Below are 19,718 nucleotides of genomic sequence, written 5' to 3'. Positions count from 1 at the left end.
TGCAGGTGACCCCGAAGCAGACGGACAACCACGCGCCCGTCCGGAGTGTTCGCATCACGTAGGGCTGGATCGCTCGACCTATGGATGTTTCCAGCTTCCTTGAAGCATTGCTCCAGCGATGACTGCGCTGCCTACAGTCCAACCCGTGGGGGCTCACGTAATCAGCACCGAGGCGTGGAGCGAGCTGCGTTTCAGCTCCACGCCACAGATCTCGATCTCCATCGCGCCGAACCTGACCGTACTCGCCATGATCGCCGACGCGCTCGCGGGGCGCCGTCGCGGCCTGCCCGAGCTCTGGCGGAGGGCGATCAGCGCGCGTGTCCGCCCGTACGGGCACGAGGCCGTACGCCCGCTGGCCGCGCCCGGCCGCACGGTCGCGCCCGACAGTCTCGTGGCCAGATCCCCCGTCGACGGGGACGTCACCATGCAGAGCCAGATCAGCGCGCTCCAGGACATCGCGCCGGACGCCCTGCTCAAGGACATGGAGCAGGCGTTCGGGCCGGGGACGCCGCCCGCGCACTGGCGTGCGGCCGCCGAGCAGCCGCGCCGCTGGCTGCGCGGCTACGCCGGCGCCGTGACCGACGTCTGGAACACCACGGAACCCCTGTGGAAGCGGGCCCGCCCGCTGCTGGACAGGGAGATCGAGCGGGTGGGGGTGGCGGCCGTGCGTGGCCGCCCCGAGCTGCTGTTCGGCTCGCTCAGCGACCGCATCGTCTGCACCGAGCGCGGCCTGCTCATCTCCGACCCGGAACCCATCGGGCACGACCTGGGCGACCGCAGGATCGTCCTGGTGCCGACGCTGGCCGGCAAGGACTCCGTGATCGTCAGCCTGGACGACCCCGAGGCGGTGTGGATCGCCTATCCGGTCCGCGGCGCCGACTCGCTGTGGCGCAAGCCGGTCAGGCCGGCGGTGGACGAGCTGTCCGCGCTCGTCGGTCCGATCCGGGCCGACCTGCTCTGCGCGCTCGACCAGCCCATGACCATGTCCATGCTGGCGACGGACATGAAGATCGCCCCCAGCGGCCTCACGTACCACTGCGACCGGCTGCGTGCCGGGCGGTTGATCACGCGGGAACGTCGCGGGCGCGAGATGTGGATCGCCCGCACCCGTCGGGCGGAGGAGCTGCTGGAGCTCTTCCGGCGCTGAGGAGGGGAAGGAGGGCGAGCGTGGTGCTCACGTTCCACCGCGGCGCGCTGGAGGCGTGCGCGGCCGCGGCCAGGTCGGCGTCGGGAGCCTTCGCGGGCATGACGGGCCAGGCGCCGGACGCGGCGGCCTTCGGGAACGTGTCCGGGTCGGCGGCCATGGCGACGGCGGCGGGCGACCTGCTGCGGGTCGCCGAGCAGGCGGCCAGGACCCTGGGCGGCCGCCTGGAGGCGGTCGAGCGCACCCTCGACGGCGTCGAGCGCACGGTGGTCGCCGCCGACGGCGCCGCGGTCCGGCGGTGAGCGCGCTCGACGACGTCAGGGCCGCGCCTGGCGGCGGCGAGCTGGCCGACCTGGCGGCCCGGGTGGCCGGCGCGCCCGAGGCGATCACCGCGGCGGCGCAGGCCTGGCGCGCCGCCGCGGGAACCGGCGGGCGGCACACCGGCGCGCTGCGCACCGCGGTGTCCGACGTGGACCAGGCCTGGCAGGGGTCGGGCGCGGACGCGTTCGCCGGTTACATGGGCAGGCTCGCGGGCTGCGGTGACCGGTTCCGGCAGGCGCTGCAGGACTGCGCGGGCCACCTCGACGCGGCCGCGAGCACGCTGAGCTCCGCCGAGACGCAGGCGCTGGAGATCTGCCAGGGGTACGCCTCCGCCGCCCAGGAGTTGCGCGGCCGTACGCCCAGGCCCGCCGAGGAGCAGGTGGCGCAGAGCATGCGGCCCGCGCTCGGCGAGGCCCGCTCGGCGCTGCAGAAGCTGGTCGCCGACACCGGCAAGGCGCTCGCCGACACCGCCGGGAGGCTCCAGAGCGCGCTCGGCACGATCCCGGACATCGCCAAGGAGCTCCCGGAGCCGGACGCCCAGCCCTTCGCACCCGCGCCGGGCAGAAGGCTCGACTGGTCGCCGGCGGAGGCGGAGTCACGCACGACCGCGCTGGCCGCGTCGACGCCGTCAGGCTCCTCGGGCGGCGCTTCGGGAGGCTTCGGCGGGTACGGCTCCAGCGGACCGCCGCCGGCCGGAGGCGGCCCGGCCCCACAGGGCCAGGTCGCCGGCTGGATCAACCAGGCGATCGCCATTCTCAGGAGGCACGGCTACACCCCGGGGCAGATGAACGCGAACGACATCTGGATGATCATCAAGCATGAGTCGGGCGGGAACCCGCACGCCATCAACAACTGGGACTCCAACGCGGCGAAGGGCACGCCCTCCAAAGGGCTGATGCAGACCATCGACCCGACGTTCGACGCCCACAAGCTGCCGGGACACGGCAACATCTACGACCCGGTCGACAACATCATCGCGGGCGTGCGCTACGCCGTCGACCGCTACGGCTCGGTCTCGAACGTGCCCGGCGTGGTCGGCATGAAGACCGGCAGCGGCTACCGCGGTTACTGATCCTGCTCGATCGCGGGCCTGGCCGCCCGCGCGGGGTCGAGCACGGGGCCCTCGGGGATGAGCTGGAGCACGTTCGCCGGCACGGGGGCGGCCTGGCTCGCGTCGTATCCGAGCTTGCCCAGCACGTCGGCGCCCGGCACGGCGTAGCGGCGGCCGTCGGCGGTGACCAGGTAGTAGGCCTGGACCGCCTTGAGCTGGCCGTCGCCGGGCAGGACGCCGGCCAGCACGGCCTTGCCGGGCGGCAGGCGTACGAGGTCGGTGGCGTCACCGTGCGGCTCGGGCAGCGTGGCGCCGGTGGTGAGGCGGGCGCGGGTGGATCCGGTTCCCGTGTCGGCGTAGACGGCGCAGAGCGGGCTGGCCGGGTCGTAGGCGGTCATGCGCGGCATGACGGGAGGCAGGCCGTCGGCGGGGATCGCGGTCCGCGAGCGGCGCGCGGCGTTGGCGGTGGCCGCGTCGACGGCGATCTCCTTCACCGCGCCGCCGCCGTAGGCCTGCCTGCTGTCGGGGTCGCTGAGCAGGAGCGTGGCCTGGCCCTGGGTGACGGGGGCGAGGCCGTCGGACAGCATGACGTACCAGCGGGCCTCGCCGCCGGCCACGCCGTCCGCGCGGAACACCTGGCCCACGGCGGCGGCCTTGCCCCCGGGGCCGGTGACCGGCCTGCCGCGGCCGCTGATGGCCGGCGCGGCCAGGTCAGGCCCCTCCGGCAGGGCGTTGAGCCAGGCGACCGGCACCGGGGCCGGCGTGGTGGAGGTGAGCCCGCGGGCGATGCCGCCCGCCACGCGCATGCGGGTGCCGCGCCAGACGGCCCACTGCCGGCCGCCCACGTCGACGAGGAGCGCGTCACCCTCCGCGACCGGCGTGCCGCCGACCTTACGGCCGGCGACCAGCGTCACGTACGGTTTGCGCCCGGTCGGCTCGGCGCGCTCCTGCACGCAGACCGCCCAGGGGCCCTTGGCCAGGTTGGCGGGGCCGGGCAGGGAGTCGGGGGCGCCGGGAATGCCGATGGGCGCGCCGCGCTCGTACCCGGCCAGGGCCTCGCGTGCCACGACCCGCTCCTTGATCTGCGCCGAGGCGAGCACGAGGCGGGCTGAGGCGTAGTTGGCGACGGGGATGAGCCTGCGCTGGTCGTGGCTGTAGACGTATCGGGCGCCCGTCTCGCGCTCGATGACGAGGGTCCCCGGCTCCTCGATCGACTTCGTGCCGCCGGGGCGCAGCAGGCCGAAGACGGCGAAGCCGACGCACAGCAGGACCGCCACCATGATCCCGGCCAGGAACCCGATGTTCTGCCGGCGCAGCGGCCACTCGGGCTGGTTGGGCTGGGCGCGCAGCAGGGCGAGGCCGATGCGCTGGATGGTGAGGCGGTACGCCTGGTAAAGGTCGCGCTGGTTGTGCACTAACGCCCCTTACTTCCCACTAGTCCTCACCAAACCCAATTTATAGGGATAAAAGATGCGAAGCCGCACGGTATCGCAGAAGCGAACAATGCCGGACCATTTCGTGACGTCCCCGCCACATCCGCCGACGGCGGCACAGGATAATGATCGTGAATCAGCACACCGTCTTCATCACTCCCGACGCGATCGGCGAAGTCCGGCGCGACCTCAGGGAGGACCTGCTGCCGCTCTTCGCGGAGATCCGCCAGATCCTCGAGGAGAACAGGGCGCTGGACCTCCCCGGCTGGGGGGCGCTGGGCGAGTGGACGGCCGGCGCCCTCTACCGCTCGCTCATCGACGCGTTCGTCCGTGACACGGAAGCGGCGCTCGGCGTGCTGAGGACGTGGGAGGGCGAGCACCTGCGCTTCGCCGAGGACAACTGGCGGGCCGCCGAGGAACTCGCCGTCCGGCGGGCGAGCCGGCCGTGACCCGCAGGGTCGCCGGCCTGGCCAGGGACGGCTCCCCGCTGCGCCCCTCGCGCAAGGAGCCGCCCGACCCCGAGACCGTGCGGGCCGTCCTGCGCAGGTCCGCCCGGCTGGAGCCGTCCGTCCTCATCGGCCTGCTGGCCACCGCCCCGGCCGTGGCGAACGTGCCGGCCATCTGGACGGCCGCCGCCAACCTCCAGACGGGCGTGGGCGGCCGGCTCGACAAGGGCGCCAACAACGCGCTCACCGGCGTGATCAACGCCTCGGGGCGGAAGTGGATCGCCGAGGACCAGAAGGCGTTCGCCGACGCGGCCGCCGTGCTGCGGACGCACCTCGACGCCTTCCGCACCAACGTGCAGTGGGTGGCCGGGCACGTCGACGACATCGGCGACGGTTTCCTCGTCTACTGGGGAGCGGCGCTCAAGATCGCGCAGGAGACGTACCTGCGGCTGGCCGCGCTGCAGGTGCTCGCCCTGGCCCCGCAGACCCGGGTGGCGGCCAGGATCGCGACGCGCAGGACGGGCGCCCAGGCGAGCGCCGCGCTGGCCGCGTCGACCGGGCAGCTCCAGCGTTTCCTCGGCTCGCTCGGGCTCAAGGACGTGCTGAGCGGTGTCGCGGCGGGGATCGGCGGCTCGGCCGCCGTGCAGCTCGCGTTCATGCGGCCGGACGGCGGCGCGGCGATCGACTTCACCGAGGCGGCGATCGACACGGCGAAGGCGGGCACGTTCACCCGGCCCGAGCAGGGCGAGCCGCTGCCGGAGGCCACGCGGTCCTTCGACTGGCGGGTCAGGACGCCCGGCGGCGACATGAGCCTGGACGACGTGGTCGGCGACAGGAACTAGCCGACCAGGCCGCGGATGCTCTCGTACAGGTCGAGCACGGCCAGCGCCAGCGGGATCAGCGCGATCATCAGCAGGATGTCGGCGATGTCGCCCACCCGGCCCCAGAACGGGGACGGCTTCCCGGACGTGAGCCACAGCGCCGTGCCCGCCACGCCCAGGGCGAGCACCACCAGCCCGGGGACGATCCCGTAGCGCACCACCTCGTCCGCCGCCCCGAGCACGGCTCCCGAGGCGGCCAGCGCCACGCCGAGCACGGCCGTGGTCAGCAGCCGGCTCCGCTGGCCGCGGCTCTCGAAGACGCGGGCCCGCATGACCATCGACGTCGGCAACACCACGCTCAGCGCGATCGCGGCCCAGGAGCCGTCAAGGACCAGCAGCACCTGGGCGCCGAGCACGACGAGCGCCACTCCGCCGAGCAGCCCGCCGCAGAACCGGTCGGCGGCCACCGTCTTGTCGATCACCAGCTCGCCGTCCAGGTCACCGCCCTCGCGCCGCAGCTCCTCCGCCGTCGTCGGCAGGGCGGGCAGCGGCATGCCCGCCAGCCGGAACGACAGGGACGGGATCGCCGTCGTCAGCCCCACCACGAGGGCGGCCAGCACCGCAGCCACCCCGGCCGCGGCCAGGTCGAAGCCCATGACCAGCCCCGAGGCGAGCAGCCCGCAGAGCGCGGCGGCGGCCACGCCCAGGAACGCCGGCAGACCGTCGGCGACGGCGAACCCGGTCGCCGTGGCCAGCATCAGCACCACGCCGGAGGCGGACAGCAGGTTGGCGGGCTGGAGGATGGCGCCGTCCGTGGCCGGTCCGAGCAGCCCGGCGACGAACCCGTACGGGAGGGCCGCGTAGCCGATGACCGCGCCCGACCGCGCGTCGCCGAGTGCCCGCGACAGCGCCGCCGCGACCATCAGCAGGACCAGCGCGACCACCCCCGCCACCAGGGCCGCGGGCGCCCAGGGCGGTCCGGTCGCGAGCAGCGCGGCGGCGCCCGTGCCGAGCAGGGCGGCGGCGGCGCGCAGCCCGTAGGACCTGGTGGTGGCCGGCTGCCAACGGCCGGTGCGCTCCAGCACGCCCGTCGCCACGGCGTCGGCCACGTCGTCGAAGACGATCTCCGGCAGCTCGTGCCCGCGCGGGCGCAGGTGCAGCAGCTCGCCGTCGCGTACGACCAGCTCGGACAGCGTGGCGTTCAGGTCGAACGGCGGGCCGCCGAGCCGCTGGAGCACCCAGCCGCCATGGGCCAGGCCCGCCTCGGCGAGCCCCTCCCCCGCGATGCGCAGGAGGGTGGGCAGCAGGTTGCCGAGCGGCATGTCAGGCGGCAGGCCCAGGTCCAGGAATCCGCGCGGGGTCACGACGGTGACCCGGCACAGGTCGGTTCCGGTGGCACTCACCCGGACGAGTTTATGGATCGGACATCGCACGCGGCGCGCTAAAAACATCGAGGAATTTTGAAATATCGCATATAACGCTTTGTCGGCGGCTTTTATGGGCTCTGATGAGTGGCAGCCTGATCGTGGTTCGCAGACCCGAGCGGCGCACGCCGCCCGAGCCTCCTGGCGGCGAGGTGCTGCTTGAATCGCCCCCCGAAATCCCGGAAACCATCACCGGCGGCGGGCTGACGCAACTGCTGACGTACCTGCCCATGATCGCGGGGGCCGGGGCGATGGCGCTGATGGTCACCGGCGGCGGCACCGGAAACCCGATCATGATGGTGTCCAGCGGCCTGTTCGCGGTCTCCATGATCGGCATGACCGTGGGCCAGATGATGCGCAACGCCGGTGAGCGCAAGAACCAGCTCAACGGCCAGCGCCGCGACTACTACCGCTACCTGGAGCAGGTCAGGAAACGGGTCCGCGGCGCCGCCGCGCAGCAGCACCGGGCCATGACCTGGAACCACCCCGACCCCGCGGCGCTCTGGTCTCTGGTGATGACCAGCCGGTTGTGGGAGCGGCGGCCCCGCGACGACGACTTCGCCCAGATCAGGATCGCCACCTCGGCGCAGCGGCTGACGCTGCCGATGATCCCGCCCGAGACCAAGCCGATCGAGGACCTCGACCCGATGACGGCGGGAGCGCTGCGCCGCTTCGTGCGCACGCACGCCACCGTGCCGGGGCTGCCCGTCGCGCTGGCGCTGCACTCGTTCGCCAGGATCACGATCAGCGGGGATCCGGATGCCGGGCGCGACCTCGTCCGCGCCGCGCTGGCGCAGGCCGCCGCCCTGCACTCGCCAGAAGAGCTGCGGATCTCGGTGTGCGCCGGAGGGGAACGGGCCACCGAATGGGAGCCGGTCAAGTGGCTGCCGCACGCCCTGCACCCGACCGAGGAGGACGGCGCCGGCCCGGTACGGCTGGTCGTGCGCGACCTCGGCGAGCTGGACGCCCTGCTGGGGTTCGAGCTGAAGGACCGGCCCCGGTTCAGCAAGGGGCTCGCGCCGGACGCGCTGCCCTACCACGTCGTGGTGGTGGACGGCGGCACGGTGCCCGCGGGCAGCCAGCTCGCCCTGGACGTCATCGAGGGCGTCACCGTCATCGACCTCGGCGGGGCGGCCCCGCAAGCGCCCGCGCAGCTCACCCTGCACCTCGAGGTCGGCCCCGACGAGGTGGTCAGGGTCGTCGAGGACCAGCTCGGCAAGGAGCTCCGGTCGGGGCTCGGCCGGCCCGACCGGATGGCGCGGCCCGCGTTCGCCGCCCTGGTCAGGCAGCTCGCGCCGATGCGCGCGGGCTCCGCCGGCAAGGAGGAGCAGCAGGACGTGTTCGCCACGAACACGACCCTCACCGACCTGCTCAGGATCGGCGACGCGCGGCGGTTGTCGCCCGCGTCCACCTGGCAGCCCCGGCCGGTCAGGAACAGGCTGCGGGTCCCGATCGGGCTCGGCGCCGACGGGCGGCCGGTCGAGCTCGACATCAAGGAGGCCGCCCAGGGCGGCATGGGACCGCACGGGCTGGTGGTCGGCGCGACCGGCTCGGGCAAGTCGGAGCTGCTGCGCACGCTGGTGCTGGCGCTGGCGATCACGCACTCGTCCGAGACGCTGAACTTCGTGCTCGTCGACTTCAAGGGCGGCGCCACCTTCCTCGGCCTCGACGCGCTGCCGCACGTCTCGGCCGTCATCACCAACCTGGAGGACGAGCTGCCCCTGGTCGACCGCATGCACGACGCGCTCCACGGCGAGATGGTGCGCCGCCAGGAGCTGCTGCGCGCGGCCGGCAACCACGCCTCCCTGCGCGACTACGAGCAGGCCCGCGAGCAGGGCGCCGACCTGCGGCCGCTGCCGACGTTGTTCATCGTGCTGGACGAGTTCAGCGAGCTGCTGACGGCCAAACCGGAGTTCGTCGAGCTGTTCGTGATGATCGGCCGGCTCGGCCGGTCGCTGGGCGTGCACCTGCTGCTGGCCTCGCAGCGGCTGGAGGCGGGGCGGCTGCGCGGGCTGGACACGCACCTGTCGTACCGGATCGGGTTGCGCACCTTCTCGGCGGCCGAGAGCCGGGCCGTGCTCGGGGTGGCGGACGCGTACTCGCTGCCGCCCGAGCCGGGCAACGCCTACCTCATGTTCGAGACCACCGGCATGACGCGGTTCAAGGCCGCGTACGTGTCGGGGCCGCACCGGGCGGACGCGGCGCGCAGGCAGACCGTGTCGGCACGCTCCGGCCACCGCGGGAAGATCGTCTGGTACGGCCCCGAGCGGGTGCCCATGCCGCCGGTGGCCGAGACGCCCCCGCCCGAGGACGACGCGGAGAAGCAGGGCAAGCAGGACAGCCTGCTGGACATCGTGGTCGGGCGGCTGACCGGCCAGGGGCCCGCGGCGCACCGGATCTGGCTGCCGCCGCTCAAGGAGCCCGCCTCGCTCGACCGGCTGCTGCCGCCCATCCAGGCCACCCCCGGGCACGGGCTCACCGCGGCGGGCACCGGGCAGGAGCGGCCTGGGCGGCTGCACGCCGTGGCCGGCATCGTGGACAGCCCGTTCGACCAGCGGCGGGACCCGTACTGGCTGGATCTGTCGGGGGCGGCGGGCAACGTCGCCGTCGTCGGCGCGCCGCAGACCGGCAAGAGCACGCTGCTGCGCACGCTGATCACCTCGCTCGCGCTCACGCACACGCCCAAGGAGGTGCAGTTCTACTGCCTGGACTTCGGCGGCGGCACGCTGTCGGCGCTGTCCGGGCTGCCGCACGTGGGCGGCGTCGCCACCCGGCTCGACGCCGACGCGGTGCGCAGGACGGTGGCCGAGATGAGGACGCTGCTCGACCGCCGCGAGCAGCTGTTCGTGGAGCGCGGGATCGACTCCATGGCCACCTACCGGCGGATGGTCGCCTCGGGCGCCTACGAGGGTGACGGCTGGGGGGACGTGTTCCTCGTGGTGGACGGCTGGGCGATCGTGCGCCAGGAGTACGAGCAGCTCGAACCCGACCTCGCCGACCTGGTCACCCGCGGTCTCGGCTTCGGCATCCACGTCGCCGGCACCGCCAACCGGTGGATGGAGTTCCGCGCCTCCGTCCGCGACCTGCTCGGCACCCGGCTGGAGCTGCGGCTCGGCGACACGTTCGACTCCGAGATCGACCGCAAGGCGGCCGCCAACGTGCCCGAGCGGGCTCCGGGGCGCGGGCTCACCCGCGAGGCGCTGCACTTCCTCGCCGCGCTGCCGCGCATCGACGGCCGCTCCACCGTGGACGACCTGTCCGACGGGGTGAGCGGCCTCGTCGAGGCCGCGGCGGCCGCCTGGCACGACCACCCGGCCCCGCCCGTGCGCCTGCTGCCCTCCCTGCTGCCCGCGCACACGCTCCCGCGCGGCACCGGAGACCCGGCCGCGGACGGAGCCCGCGTGCCGATCGGGATCGACGAGGCCGCCCTGGCGCCGGTGTCGCTGGACTTCGACGCCGACCCGCACTTCGTGGTGTTCGGCGACACCGAGAGCGGCAAGACCAACCTGCTGCGCCTGATCGCCGGCGGCATCGCGAGCACGCACACACCCATGCGGGCGCGGTTCGTCGTCATCGACTACCGGCGCACGCTCCTCGACGCCACCGACACCGAGCACCGCATCGGCTACGCCGCCTCCAGCACCGCCGCCGCCACCCTGCTGAAAGGCGTGCAGGAGGTGCTGCAGACGCGCCTGCCGCCGCCGGACCTCACCTCGGAGCAGCTGCGGACGCGCAGCTGGTGGACCGGGCAGGACCTGTACGTGATCGTGGACGACTACGACCTCGTGGCCACCTCCGGCAACCCGCTCACCGTGCTCGGCGACCTGCTGCCCCAGGCCAGGGACATCGGCCTGCACGTGGTGCTGGCACGGGCCATGGGCGGGGCGGGACGCAGCATGCTCGACCCGGTCGTGCGGCGGCTGAAGGAGATGAACTCGCCGGCCGTGCTGCTGTCGGGGCCCAGGGACGAGGGCCAGCTGTTCGGCAACGTACGGCCGCGCAAGCTCCCGGTGGGGCGCGGCCTCTACGTGGACCGGCGGTCGGGCGAGAAACTCATCCAGACCGCCTACCTGGGCTGAGGGATCCCCTGAGGGCTCGCAGGCTCGGTGTCCGCCGGGGCTCAGCCGTCGAGATCGCGCTGGATGCGGGCCAGCTCGGCCGTCGCCTGGTCCATGGCGGCCTCGTACGCCTCCCGCGCCTCCCTCATGCGCAGGTCGGCGGGGTTGGCCTCGGCGGCCAGGTCGAGCGGGCCCTCCCCCAGGACGTCGCCGAGCAGCTCGGCCGATCTGGCCTCCATGTCGGCCAGCGCCTCGGCGATCAGGGCCAGGATCGTCTCGGAGAGCCGCTGCGAGCCCCACCGCATGGCGCGCGGGTCGATGTCGAGGCCCGTGACGCCCCGCGCGGAGCACTCGACCGTCACCAGCTTGGCCTGGTCGCGCGCGATGCCCTTGACGGCGAGCACCTGCTGGTAGAGCTCGTCCATCTCGGCGGCGGGCCGCTGCGCCTCCGCCACCAGCCGGTCGATGGCCTCCTCGTCGAACGCCGCCATCACCCCGTCATCCTTTCCCGTGCCATCATGCGCTCTCCGCGGGCCCGGTCTGATGCTCAGTCCCGGATCCGGGCAGACCCGCGCTCCCCGTAGATCCAGGCAGACCCGTCCCCGTGGACCCGGGCAGACCCGCGGTTTCCGCGGATCCGGGCAGGCCCGTGGTCACCTGCGGTGAGGTCTCCAGCCGGGTGTCGCTGAGCCGGCCCGCGACCGCCGACTGCCCCATCGTCCCGGCGGTCACCGCGACCGTGCCGCCCACCAGCGCCTGCTTGGCCGGAGACATCCCCGCCAGCTTCTGCGCCACCTTGCCGAGCACGCCCTTGCCGCCCTCGGCGAACGTTCTCGCCCTGGCCGCGATCGTCGCGGCCTGGTGGTCCGCCCTGCGGCCGAACCCGGTGGCGGCCACCTCGGCGGCCACCCTGGTGAACGGGTTCACCGTGGCGACCCTGTGCATCACGCCCGCCGCGAGGATGCCCGCGCCGGTGGCGAAGACGGCCTTGCCGAGGACGTCGTACACGTTGGCGGTGACGCGCAGGGTGTCGGCCGTCGCCCTCGGCGAGGCGACCTTCTGGGCGGCGTCGTCGGAGTAGGCCAGCACGGTGTTCTTGTACAGCTCGGCGCTGCGGGCGGACCACTCGACGCCGCGGGTGGAGGAGTCCACCACGCCGGGGTGCCGCTCCAGCGCCGCGGCCAGCCGCTCCCACCCGTCGGCCGCCGCCTGCTGCTGGGCGGTGTCGCCGTACATGAGGGGCAGGATCAGCGTGGCGTGGCGGGCGCGGTTCCAGCCCAGGAGCGTCGAGCCGGTCATCGCCATGGCCGAGCCCTCGATGACCGACCACGGTTGTTCAAGCACGGGGTCTCGCTTTCACGCCTGGGTGCCGGGCTGGGTCTGGGATCGCGGGCCGGCCGGCATGCCGGCGGCCAGCCGGGCGGCGCTCGCGTCGCCGTCCGTGTAGCCGTTGGCGGTGCTGTACGCCTTGTCGTGGATGTCGGCCACCTGGTCGCGCTTGGCCGACAGGTATCCGCGCGCGGCCGCCTTGACGTCGTCCAGGGCCTGCCCGAGCGACCCGCCGAGCAGCCCGAAGGCGCCGTACGCCCCGGAGGTGAGCTCGACCTGCCCGATGGCCCGGCTCATCTCCTCCAGGTCGTGCATGGGCGCGGCGGCCATGTTCCGGCCCATCGCGCGGATGGACTCCACCTGGGCCGCGACCGAGTCCTGGCTCATGCTCTCACCCCACCACCGGAGGGCCGCCGTCGATCGCCGGCCGGAAGAAGTCGTCGTCGCCCTTCGGCGCGAGCGAGCGGCGGCCGGCCCGCCCGTCCTGCGGGACCGCTCCGCCCATGGGCATGAACGGCACTCCGCCGCCCGCCGTGACGCCCGCCTCGCCTCCGGCCACGGGTGCCCGGATCGCCGGCGGGGTGGCGCCCACGACCGGCACGGTGCCCGGCCGCACGGAGGGGCCGGTCTCGGCCGCGACGCTCCTGGCCCGCGCCGGGTCCCCGGTGGCGGACGGATCGTGGCCCGTGGCAGGGGACGGCCCGCCGTCGCGCCTGAGCGCGGGCACGGAGGCCGTGACGGGCGGGGGCGTGCCGAACGCGGGCGGGTGTCCCGCCTGGCGTCCGTCCTGGCGGGCGACCGCCGGAGCCGCCGTGCCCGGCCGCGCGGCGCCCGCCCCGGCCGCCGTCGTGGTGGGGGCGGCGTACGGCGCGCCCGCGTTCGCCGGCGGCCCGCCACCGGTGCTGCCCGGCACCGGCCCGCCGCCCGGGTGGCCCGCCGGCGAACCGGCGGGCGCGGGCCGGGAGCCCGGCGTCGCGGCCAGGTCGGTGGCGGCCCGCCCCGCGCCCTCGTACGGCGGGACCCCGTGGTCACCGCTCCGCAACGGCGTCGCCACCTGCTGGGAAGGCGGCAGGTACGGCGCCGGCGAAGCCAGTTCGGCGTCCCAGGGCAGCCGCTCCGGCAGAGCCGTGTGCGCCTGGTGGTAGGCGCCGTTCAGCTTCGTCATGAACTCCCGCGCGTCGGCGTCGGGATCGTTGGCCGGCATCGACTGCCCCGCCCCCATGCCACTGGCCTCCACCCAGTACGTGCGCTGCTCCGTGGCCTGGTCGTAGCGTTCCTTGGCCGAGACCAGCTCGCGGCTCACCAGATCGAGCGAGGGCGGCACGCCGTCGACGCCGTCCCGCAGCGCCTGCAGGTACGTCTGGAGCCGCTTCATCCGGGCGAGCATGGCCCTGGCCGACTCCCCGCCCCAGCTGCCGTCGGCCACCAGGCGGGCCGCGCTGTCTCCCAGCGTCGTGATCGTGGTGGTGAGCAGCTCGGAGGCCGCCCTGTAGGCGTCCGCGACGGGCCCGAACTCCTCCGGCCTGGTCCCCATGACCATCCGCCGGATCTCCTCGCGCCCGCCGTACCCGTGGACGTTCCCGCCCTGGAGGCAGCCGTTCCTGATCGGCTTCGGTTCCGGCAACGCGTTTCCTCTATTCCTTGCCCGGCGCCGCGCCGGCCCGCTGGTCGGCGTCCAGCACGGTGCCGGCGGTCTCCGCCAGGTCGTCGACGACCCGCTGGACCTGCTCCATGACGAAGTCGAGCGAGTCGCAGGTGGCCACCCTGGCCCGGACCACCGTGCCGGCGTACCCCTGGGCGATGTCCCAGTCGCCGGGAGCCGCCGGGGAGAGATCGGGCACCTGGTGCTTGGCCGCCTCCAGCCGGGGCAGCAGCTCCCTGGTCAGTTTGCCGGCCACGTCGAGGAGCACCTCAGGCTTGCACCTCACCGTGTCACCCGCGGTGGCCGGGTCGATGAGCGGCTCGTCCACCGTGGCTCAGGTGCCCCAGCGGCGCATGTTGGCGTGCTCGGCGTCCCGCATGATCTGCGTCGCGTCCTGCAGCGCGGGACTGAAACGCTGCATGGTGTCTCCCATGGACACCACCGCGCTGTTCCACTCGCTCTTGGCCGCCAGGTAGACGTCCTTGGCGGCGCCGTCCCAGGTCTCCAGGATCTTCAGGTCGCTTTCCAGGTCGGTCAGCTCGCCGGTCAGGTTCGCGTAGGCCCGGCCCAGCTCCGCCGCGATCTCATCCATCTCGTCGAAGTTCGCGAGGATGATCTCTCCGCCACCGGTCATGGTGATTCTCCGTTCGTCAGACTTGGCCGGCGCTCAGCGCGGCCTTGAGCCGGGCTGCGACGTCGCTCGCGTTGGTGTTGGCCTCGTCGTACTGGATGCCCGAGCCCTTCAGGTTCTCCGCGATCGTGTGCAGCGCGTCGATGACCCTCTTGAACTGCGGGTTCCACTCGTTGAGCACCTGCGTGAAAACGGTCGCCGACTGGCCCTGCCAGGCGCCGCCGAGCGTCGCCGGGATCTGGGTGAGCCGGTTGTGGATCTGCATGATGTTCTGGTGGGCGATCAGCGCGCGTTCTGCGGCGCTGTGCTGGCTGCCCGCCTCATAACGTGTGGGCTCTGGCACGTGCACCTCTCGGTCTCGTGGCCCGGAAATCGACCGGGTTCCCGTACTTTCCGATCAACGTAAGTTGGGGCGGACGAGGCGGGCCACCCTTTCAACTTTCCTGTAAGTGTCACTGTGCTCCCCGCGCGTTCCCCGCGCGCCAGCCCCGGCGACGGGCTCTGGGCAGCATCAGCGCCAGGAAGACCACCAGCGTGGTGGCGCCGAGCGCGCTCGCGGCGATCCCGATGGCGATGGCCTGCTTGCGGGCGTCCGGCACCGGCGCTCTGGCCAGCACGATCGGCGGCGCGGCGGCCCTTTCCCCGGTGGGCGGGGTCACCGAGGTGACCGCCAGCAGCGGGTTGATCAGGCCGGCTCCGGTGCCCGCCGCGCCTCCGCCCTCGGCCGTGCGCTCCAGCCTGCGCTTGATCTGCCAGTGGTCGAGTTCCGGGTGCCTGGCTCTGACCAGCGCGACCACGCCGGACACGAACGGGGCGGCGAAGCTGGTGCCGTCCAGTTCCGTACGGTAGCCGCCGCCGGTCCAGGCGCTGGTGATCCCGGCTCCCGGGGCGGTGACCGAGATGCGGGTCACGCCGTTGGAGAACTCCGACTTCGCGCCGTCGGGCGAGGCCGAGCCAACCGCGATCACTCCGGGATACTCCGCCGGGTAGGCCGCCGCGACGGCGCCGTCGTCCTGCTTGACGTTGCCCGCGGCCGCCACGATCACCGCGTCTTTGTCCTGCGCGTACGTCACGGCCGCCTTCAGGTCCGGGTGGTCCTGGGCCTGCACGGACACGTTGATCACGTCGGCGCCGAGGTCGGCGGCCCGCCGGATGCCCCTGGCCAGCCTCGCCACGTCGCCGGAGCGTCCCTCCGTCTGCTTGATCGACAGGATTCTCGCGTCGGGCGCGACCCCCATCACGGGCACGCCGCGCGAGGTGAGGTCACGTCCGGCGATGATCCCGGCGACGGCCGTGCCGTGGCCGACGCAGTCGCGCCTGTCGGTGCCGGTGAGATCCTCCTGCCGGACGACCACTCCGGACAGCTGGGGGTGCGTGGCGTCCACGCCGCTGTCGACCACGGCCACCGTCACGCCTTCGCCCCTGGTGAGCCGCCACACCCGCTCGAACCGCAGCCGCTGCTGCGGCCACGGCTCGCCGGTGACCTCCGCCACGCCTGGCTCGGGTTCGCAGCGCACGACGGGAGTGGTCGCGGGGGTGGGGGCGGGCGAGGGGGTGGGGCTGAGGGCGAGTGCCAGGCCGATGGCCGTGGCGCCGGTCCAGGGAAATGGCACAGTACGGAGTCTGGCGATATTTCCGTTTTGTGGTCACTCTCTTATAAATATCTTGAAATAAGGCCTTGCCAGGTCGGGCCCGGGATAGGCAGGTGTCGGCAGGTTCGTCGACGTGGAGAGTGAACAGTGGGGACACCTCAGGCCGAGGGCGGCGACGCGCACGGCGACCCCAGGGCGGGCCTGGGCCTGTCGGCCGAGCAGCGTGACGTGCACAGCTACACCTCCCCCAAAACCGGGCTCACCACGGAGCGGACCGAGGGCCCCGGCAACGTCGAGGAGGCGTACGCCGACCACATCCACTTCCGCCGCAACGGCGACTACCCCGCCGAGCCGCCCGCCCCTCCGGCCCAGCAGGAGTACGCCGACCTGCTCGCCCGCAACCGCATCGACCCGGGCACGGCGAAGGACGAGCTCTTCATCGAGGTCGGCGCCTACGAGGACCCCGCCTCCGGGAGGACGCTGCCGACCTCCCCGGTGGAACAGCTCCGGCGCGATCTCGAACGCCTGCAGGGCGAGACGGGCGGGCAGAGCCTCAAGGTGCGCCTCACCCTCGCCGCGCTCAGCGAGCGCGACCTCGGCGCCTGGCAGGCCGCCGCCGACTTCAAGGCGACCACCGACAGGGCGCAGCTCACGCTGGGCTCGGCCGTCGAGCGCGTCTACTCGGTGTACGCCGCCGTGCTGCAGGCGCTCGACGAGACCGTCAAGACCGCCAAGAACGCCGACCAGGCCGCCACCGGCGGCTGATCCCGCGCAGCGACGAGGGGACGATGACCGACTACTACGTCGAACCGCTCAAGGACACCAGGGCGCCGCAGATCGAGGACACGATGCCCGTCGGCGGCGACGGCAACGGCGACGCGGAGAGCAGCGACGGTGTCTCCGCGCTCATCCAGAGCACCGAGCCGGACCGGGTCGCCGAGGCGGGCCGGCAGTACAAGGCGATCGCCGACATGTGCGAGGAGTCCGTGGAACTGCTGCACAAGCAGGCCGGGTCCATCGCGGAGACGCTCGGCGGCGAGACCCTGGAGCAGGTCTTCAAGACCGTCGGCGAGCTGCAGAAGGACCTCGCGCGCATCGCCTTCGCCGCCCGGTCCGTCGGCGAGCCCCTCCGCTGGTACGGCGAGGAGGTGCTCCCCTGGTTCCACGACAACGTGCCGAGGACGGGGGGCGTCGGGCTCGACGACTCGGTCGGCGACTTCTTCGGCACCGACACCAACGCCCACGCCCTCGCCCGGCACCACCTGCGGCAGCTCAACCGCTTCATGGGCGAGGCGTACAACGCCATGGGCGATTACGTCGAGCAGCGGTCCAGGGCGCCGCAGACCGGCATGACCGGCGAGTACGGCCCGTTCGGCCAGCAGCCGGGCCTGGGGTCGATCGGGGGCCCGTACTCGGGTCTGGGCTCGCCGTACGAGTCGCCCGGTCTCGGCGGCACGCCCGGGCTGGGCGGCCCGGACGTCCCCGGCCTCGACGACCCGTCCCTGCGGGACCCGTCGCTCAAGGACCCGTCCCTGCAGGATCCGTCCCTGCAGGATCCGTCACAGCAGGATCCGTCACAGCAGGATCCGTCGCTCAAGGACCCGTCACTGCAGGACCCGTCACTGCAGGACGCCGCCCGGAACCCCGACCTCAGGACTCCGGACCTGAAGACCCCCGAGATCAGGTCGCCGGACCTGCCCCAGACCCCCTCCCCGACGGACCTGTCCGCGGTACCGCAGACCTCGCCCCAGAACCTCGGGAGCACCCCCGCCACGGGGCCGAGCGCGCCCTCCGGCAGCGCCCCCGCCACGCAGCTCGGGAGCACGACGGCGCCGCCCCCGGCCGGCGGGCGGGCCGGGGCGGCCGGCATGCCGATGGGCATGATCCCGCCCCTGATGGGCGGCGCCGGGCAGGGCGGCCAGGGGCGGGATCGGGAACGCGCCACGTTCCCGCTGGTGGAGGACGAGGCCTTCGAGACCGATGACATGGGCGGCCCGTCCGTGATCGCATGACGGTGATCACCGAGCGCGTCCGCGGCTACCGGCTGCTGGAGCGGGCCGGCCAGGACGGCCCCTGGGCCGTGCACCTGGCGCGGCCCGCGGCGGCCGGGGCCGACGTGCTGGTCAGGACGCTCGCCTGCCATCGGGTGGACAGGCGGGCGCTCAAGCGGATCGTCCGCGGATTCGGCTTCCCCGAGGCGCTGGCCGCCCACGCGGGCGTCATCCCGGTGCTGGAGGTCGGGGCGACCGGGGACGGGCGGCCGTACCTCGTGACGCCGGTGCACGAGGGTCTCACGCTGGCCGAGCGGCCCGGACGGAGCCTGCCGATGCCGCCCGCTCAGGCGGCGGGGCTGCTGCGGTCGGTGGCGGGCGCGCTCGCGGCCACCCACGCGGTGGGCGGCGTGCACGGGCGCGTCAAGCAGGAGAACGTCATCGTGACACCCGGCGGGGTGGCACTCACGGGGTTCGCCATGTCCGCGCTGATGTCCATCGTGGAGCTGCCCGACGGGACCGTGCCCTCGGTGCACGCTTCGCCGGAGGAGCTCGAGGGCCGCGCGCCTTCGCCCGCGTCCGACGTGTACGCGCTCGGGTCGATGGTGTACGAGCTGCTCGCGGGGCGGCCCGCGTTCCCGCTGGACGGGCCGGCGAGCACGGCCAAGTTCACGCTCGGGGTACTGACGGAGAGCCCTGCGCCGCTTCCCGCCGGGGTGCCGCGCGAGCTGGCGGATCTCCTGGCCAAGGCGATGTCCAAGGACCCCGCCGCCCGCCCGGCCGCCACGGACCTGGCCGCCTTCACCGTCGGCGCCACGGGACGAGCGCCCGCGTCCGCCCCGGCCCCCGGCCCTCCGCCCGCGCCCGCCGGAGGTGCCGGGGCGCCGCTCAGCGGGGGCCCGTCCGGTCCGGGGCTGGACCTGCCGCTGCCCCGCCGCCCCGCCGACCGGCCGTACGCCGTGGCGGCGGATGGTGAGGAGGACCCGGAGAGGTTCGAGCGCTCGGCCCCCCGCGAGCTGGTCTGGACGGTGGACCACGACCGCTCGCAGGTGAGGCCGCCCGCCGGTCCTCAGCCTTTCCTGCCGCCGCCTCCCGACGTCCCCTCGGAGGAGGCGCCCCCGCAGGAGCAGCCCGCCGGCAGGAGGGCTCCGCTGTTCGTGGCGGGCGCGTCGGCGCTGGCCGTGCTCGTGGGCGTGGGCAGCGTGGCCCTGGCCATGAGCGGCGGCTCCGGCACCGAGGTGCAGCAGCGGCAGCGCGTGGCCGCCACCGCCCCCGGCGACCCGGACCCCGTCACCCCGCCTCGGGCTGACCGGCAACCGTCGGCCGTCCCGCAGACCTCCCATCCGGACTCACAGCCGGACTCACAGCCGGGCCGGACCTCGCAGCCGGAGGAGTCGCGCGCGCGGTCACGCCCGGCGACGTCGCCGCCCGCCGACCGGCCGGTCACCGACCCGAAGGACGTCGCCGGGTACCGTCCGAAAAGCCTCAAGGTGGTCGCCGACAACGGCACCACGGTGACGCTGGCCTGGAGGGCGGTGCGCAAGAGCGGCTACCCCACGGTCGTGCAGCAGGCCCCTGGCGATCGCCTGATGTCGGCGACCGGCGACGCCGGCACGTACACCGTCGGCGGCCTCGACCCGGCCACCGGCTACTGCTTCAAGGTCGGCGCCGTGGTCGCCCTCGGCCAGCCCTCGTCCGTCGCCTGGTCGCCTGCGCTGTGCATCCGCGGGGCCACGGAGGCGGACCCGCGCGGGCATGACGACGAGACCCAGCCTCCCATCGTGCTCCCCCCAGCCACCCCGCCCCCATCCTGACCGCGCTCCACCGCCCCGCCG

19 protein-coding genes are annotated in these 19,718 nt (G+C 73.8%); 9 read left to right on the top strand and 10 right to left on the bottom strand.

What is annotated here, in order from left to right; all coding sequences use genetic code 11:
• The first annotated feature begins 145 nt into the window (after positions 1 to 145).
• From ABGB14_RS03225 to ABGB14_RS03215, 3 genes are read left to right on the top strand one after another with little or no spacing between them, the layout of a single operon-like run.
• Entirely contained in the window at positions 146 to 1,147 is a 1,002-nt protein-coding gene (locus ABGB14_RS03225) for a winged helix-turn-helix domain-containing protein (protein ID WP_347641990.1), read from the top strand.
• A 20-nt stretch (positions 1,148 to 1,167) separates the two neighbouring features.
• Entirely contained in the window at positions 1,168 to 1,446 is a 279-nt protein-coding gene (locus tag ABGB14_RS03220; protein WP_347641989.1) for a hypothetical protein, read from the top strand.
• Positions 1,443 to 2,537 (top strand): transglycosylase SLT domain-containing protein, encoded by a 1,095-nt coding sequence (locus tag ABGB14_RS03215; protein ID WP_347641988.1) that lies wholly within the window; start codon positions 1,443 to 1,445, stop codon positions 2,535 to 2,537. The genes ABGB14_RS03220 and ABGB14_RS03215 overlap by 4 nt, the downstream gene beginning before the upstream one ends.
• Here the strand turns inward: ABGB14_RS03215 and eccB are convergent.
• Positions 2,531 to 3,931 carry a type VII secretion protein EccB gene (gene eccB / locus ABGB14_RS03210; RefSeq protein WP_347641987.1) on the bottom strand — a complete coding sequence of 467 codons (1,401 nt, stop codon included), beginning with the start codon at positions 3,929 to 3,931 and terminating at the stop codon, positions 2,531 to 2,533. The genes ABGB14_RS03215 and eccB overlap by 7 nt on opposite strands.
• Before the next feature lie 149 nt (positions 3,932 to 4,080).
• On the opposite strand from eccB, the gene ABGB14_RS03205 reads away from it, so the two are divergent.
• On the top strand, positions 4,081 to 4,398 hold the full coding sequence (locus ABGB14_RS03205; RefSeq protein WP_347641986.1) for a hypothetical protein: 318 nt from the start codon (positions 4,081 to 4,083) through the stop codon (positions 4,396 to 4,398).
• Positions 4,395 to 5,237 carry a hypothetical protein gene (locus tag ABGB14_RS03200; protein WP_347641985.1) on the top strand — a complete coding sequence of 281 codons (843 nt, stop codon included), beginning with the start codon at positions 4,395 to 4,397 and terminating at the stop codon, positions 5,235 to 5,237. The genes ABGB14_RS03205 and ABGB14_RS03200 overlap by 4 nt, the downstream gene beginning before the upstream one ends.
• Here the strand turns inward: ABGB14_RS03200 and eccD are convergent.
• Entirely contained in the window at positions 5,234 to 6,619 is a 1,386-nt protein-coding gene (gene eccD, locus ABGB14_RS03195) for a type VII secretion integral membrane protein EccD (RefSeq protein ID WP_347641984.1), read from the bottom strand. The genes ABGB14_RS03200 and eccD overlap by 4 nt on opposite strands.
• A 104-nt stretch (positions 6,620 to 6,723) precedes the next feature.
• Here eccD and eccCa point away from each other — a divergent pair, with 104 nt between their 5' ends.
• On the top strand, positions 6,724 to 10,719 hold the full coding sequence (gene eccCa, locus ABGB14_RS03190) for a type VII secretion protein EccCa (protein ID WP_347641983.1): 3,996 nt from the start codon (positions 6,724 to 6,726) through the stop codon (positions 10,717 to 10,719).
• 41 nt (positions 10,720 to 10,760) lie between these two features.
• Here the strand turns inward: eccCa and ABGB14_RS03185 are convergent, their stop codons facing one another.
• The 8 genes from ABGB14_RS03185 to mycP all read right to left on the bottom strand — a co-directional run bounded on the left by ABGB14_RS03185 (position 10,761) and on the right by mycP (position 15,913).
• Positions 10,761 to 11,189: a YbaB/EbfC family nucleoid-associated protein gene (locus tag ABGB14_RS03185; protein WP_347641982.1), complete on the bottom strand. Its 429-nt coding sequence runs from the start codon at positions 11,187 to 11,189 to the stop codon at positions 10,761 to 10,763.
• A 25-nt stretch (positions 11,190 to 11,214) separates the two neighbouring features.
• Positions 11,215 to 12,042 carry a hypothetical protein gene (locus tag ABGB14_RS03180; protein ID WP_347641981.1) on the bottom strand — a complete coding sequence of 276 codons (828 nt, stop codon included), beginning with the start codon at positions 12,040 to 12,042 and terminating at the stop codon, positions 11,215 to 11,217.
• 12 nt (positions 12,043 to 12,054) lie between these two features.
• Entirely contained in the window at positions 12,055 to 12,414 is a 360-nt protein-coding gene (locus ABGB14_RS03175) for a hypothetical protein (protein ID WP_347641980.1), read from the bottom strand.
• 4 nt (positions 12,415 to 12,418) lie between these two features.
• Positions 12,419 to 13,651, bottom strand: coding sequence for a hypothetical protein (locus tag ABGB14_RS03170; RefSeq protein WP_347641979.1), 1,233 nt, complete (start codon positions 13,649 to 13,651; stop codon positions 12,419 to 12,421).
• Between the two features lie 10 nt (positions 13,652 to 13,661).
• Positions 13,662 to 13,997 (bottom strand): hypothetical protein, encoded by a 336-nt coding sequence (locus tag ABGB14_RS03165; protein ID WP_347641978.1) that lies wholly within the window; start codon positions 13,995 to 13,997, stop codon positions 13,662 to 13,664.
• 6 nt (positions 13,998 to 14,003) lie between these two features.
• Positions 14,004 to 14,303 carry a WXG100 family type VII secretion target gene (locus ABGB14_RS03160; RefSeq protein ID WP_347622416.1) on the bottom strand — a complete coding sequence of 100 codons (300 nt, stop codon included), beginning with the start codon at positions 14,301 to 14,303 and terminating at the stop codon, positions 14,004 to 14,006.
• A 16-nt stretch (positions 14,304 to 14,319) separates the two neighbouring features.
• Positions 14,320 to 14,643 carry a WXG100 family type VII secretion target gene (locus ABGB14_RS03155; RefSeq protein ID WP_347641977.1) on the bottom strand — a complete coding sequence of 108 codons (324 nt, stop codon included), beginning with the start codon at positions 14,641 to 14,643 and terminating at the stop codon, positions 14,320 to 14,322.
• Positions 14,644 to 14,752: 109 nt separating this feature from the next.
• Positions 14,753 to 15,913 (bottom strand): type VII secretion-associated serine protease mycosin, encoded by a 1,161-nt coding sequence (gene mycP, locus ABGB14_RS03150; protein ID WP_347641976.1) that lies wholly within the window; start codon positions 15,911 to 15,913, stop codon positions 14,753 to 14,755.
• A 126-nt stretch (positions 15,914 to 16,039) separates the two neighbouring features.
• Between mycP and ABGB14_RS03145 the strand changes: the two genes are divergently transcribed.
• Genes ABGB14_RS03145 through ABGB14_RS03135 form a run of 3 tightly spaced genes read left to right on the top strand, consistent with a single transcriptional unit; the run spans position 16,040 to position 19,697 of the window.
• Positions 16,040 to 16,657, top strand: a complete 618-nt coding sequence (locus ABGB14_RS03145) for a hypothetical protein (RefSeq protein ID WP_347641975.1) — start codon at positions 16,040 to 16,042, stop codon at positions 16,655 to 16,657.
• Positions 16,658 to 16,680: 23 nt separating this feature from the next.
• Positions 16,681 to 17,904, top strand: coding sequence for a hypothetical protein (locus tag ABGB14_RS03140; RefSeq protein ID WP_347641974.1), 1,224 nt, complete (start codon positions 16,681 to 16,683; stop codon positions 17,902 to 17,904).
• Positions 17,901 to 19,697 carry a protein kinase gene (locus ABGB14_RS03135; protein WP_347641973.1) on the top strand — a complete coding sequence of 599 codons (1,797 nt, stop codon included), beginning with the start codon at positions 17,901 to 17,903 and terminating at the stop codon, positions 19,695 to 19,697. Before ABGB14_RS03140 ends, ABGB14_RS03135 begins: the two co-directional genes overlap by 4 nt.
• Positions 19,698 to 19,718 lie beyond the last annotated feature (21 nt).

It is taken from the genome of Nonomuraea sp. B10E15, from assembly GCF_039871615.1.
Lineage (GTDB): Bacteria > Actinomycetota > Actinomycetes > Streptosporangiales > Streptosporangiaceae > Nonomuraea.
Note: the sequence above shows the minus strand (reverse complement) of the source record. Positions and strands in the feature narration are given on the sequence as shown.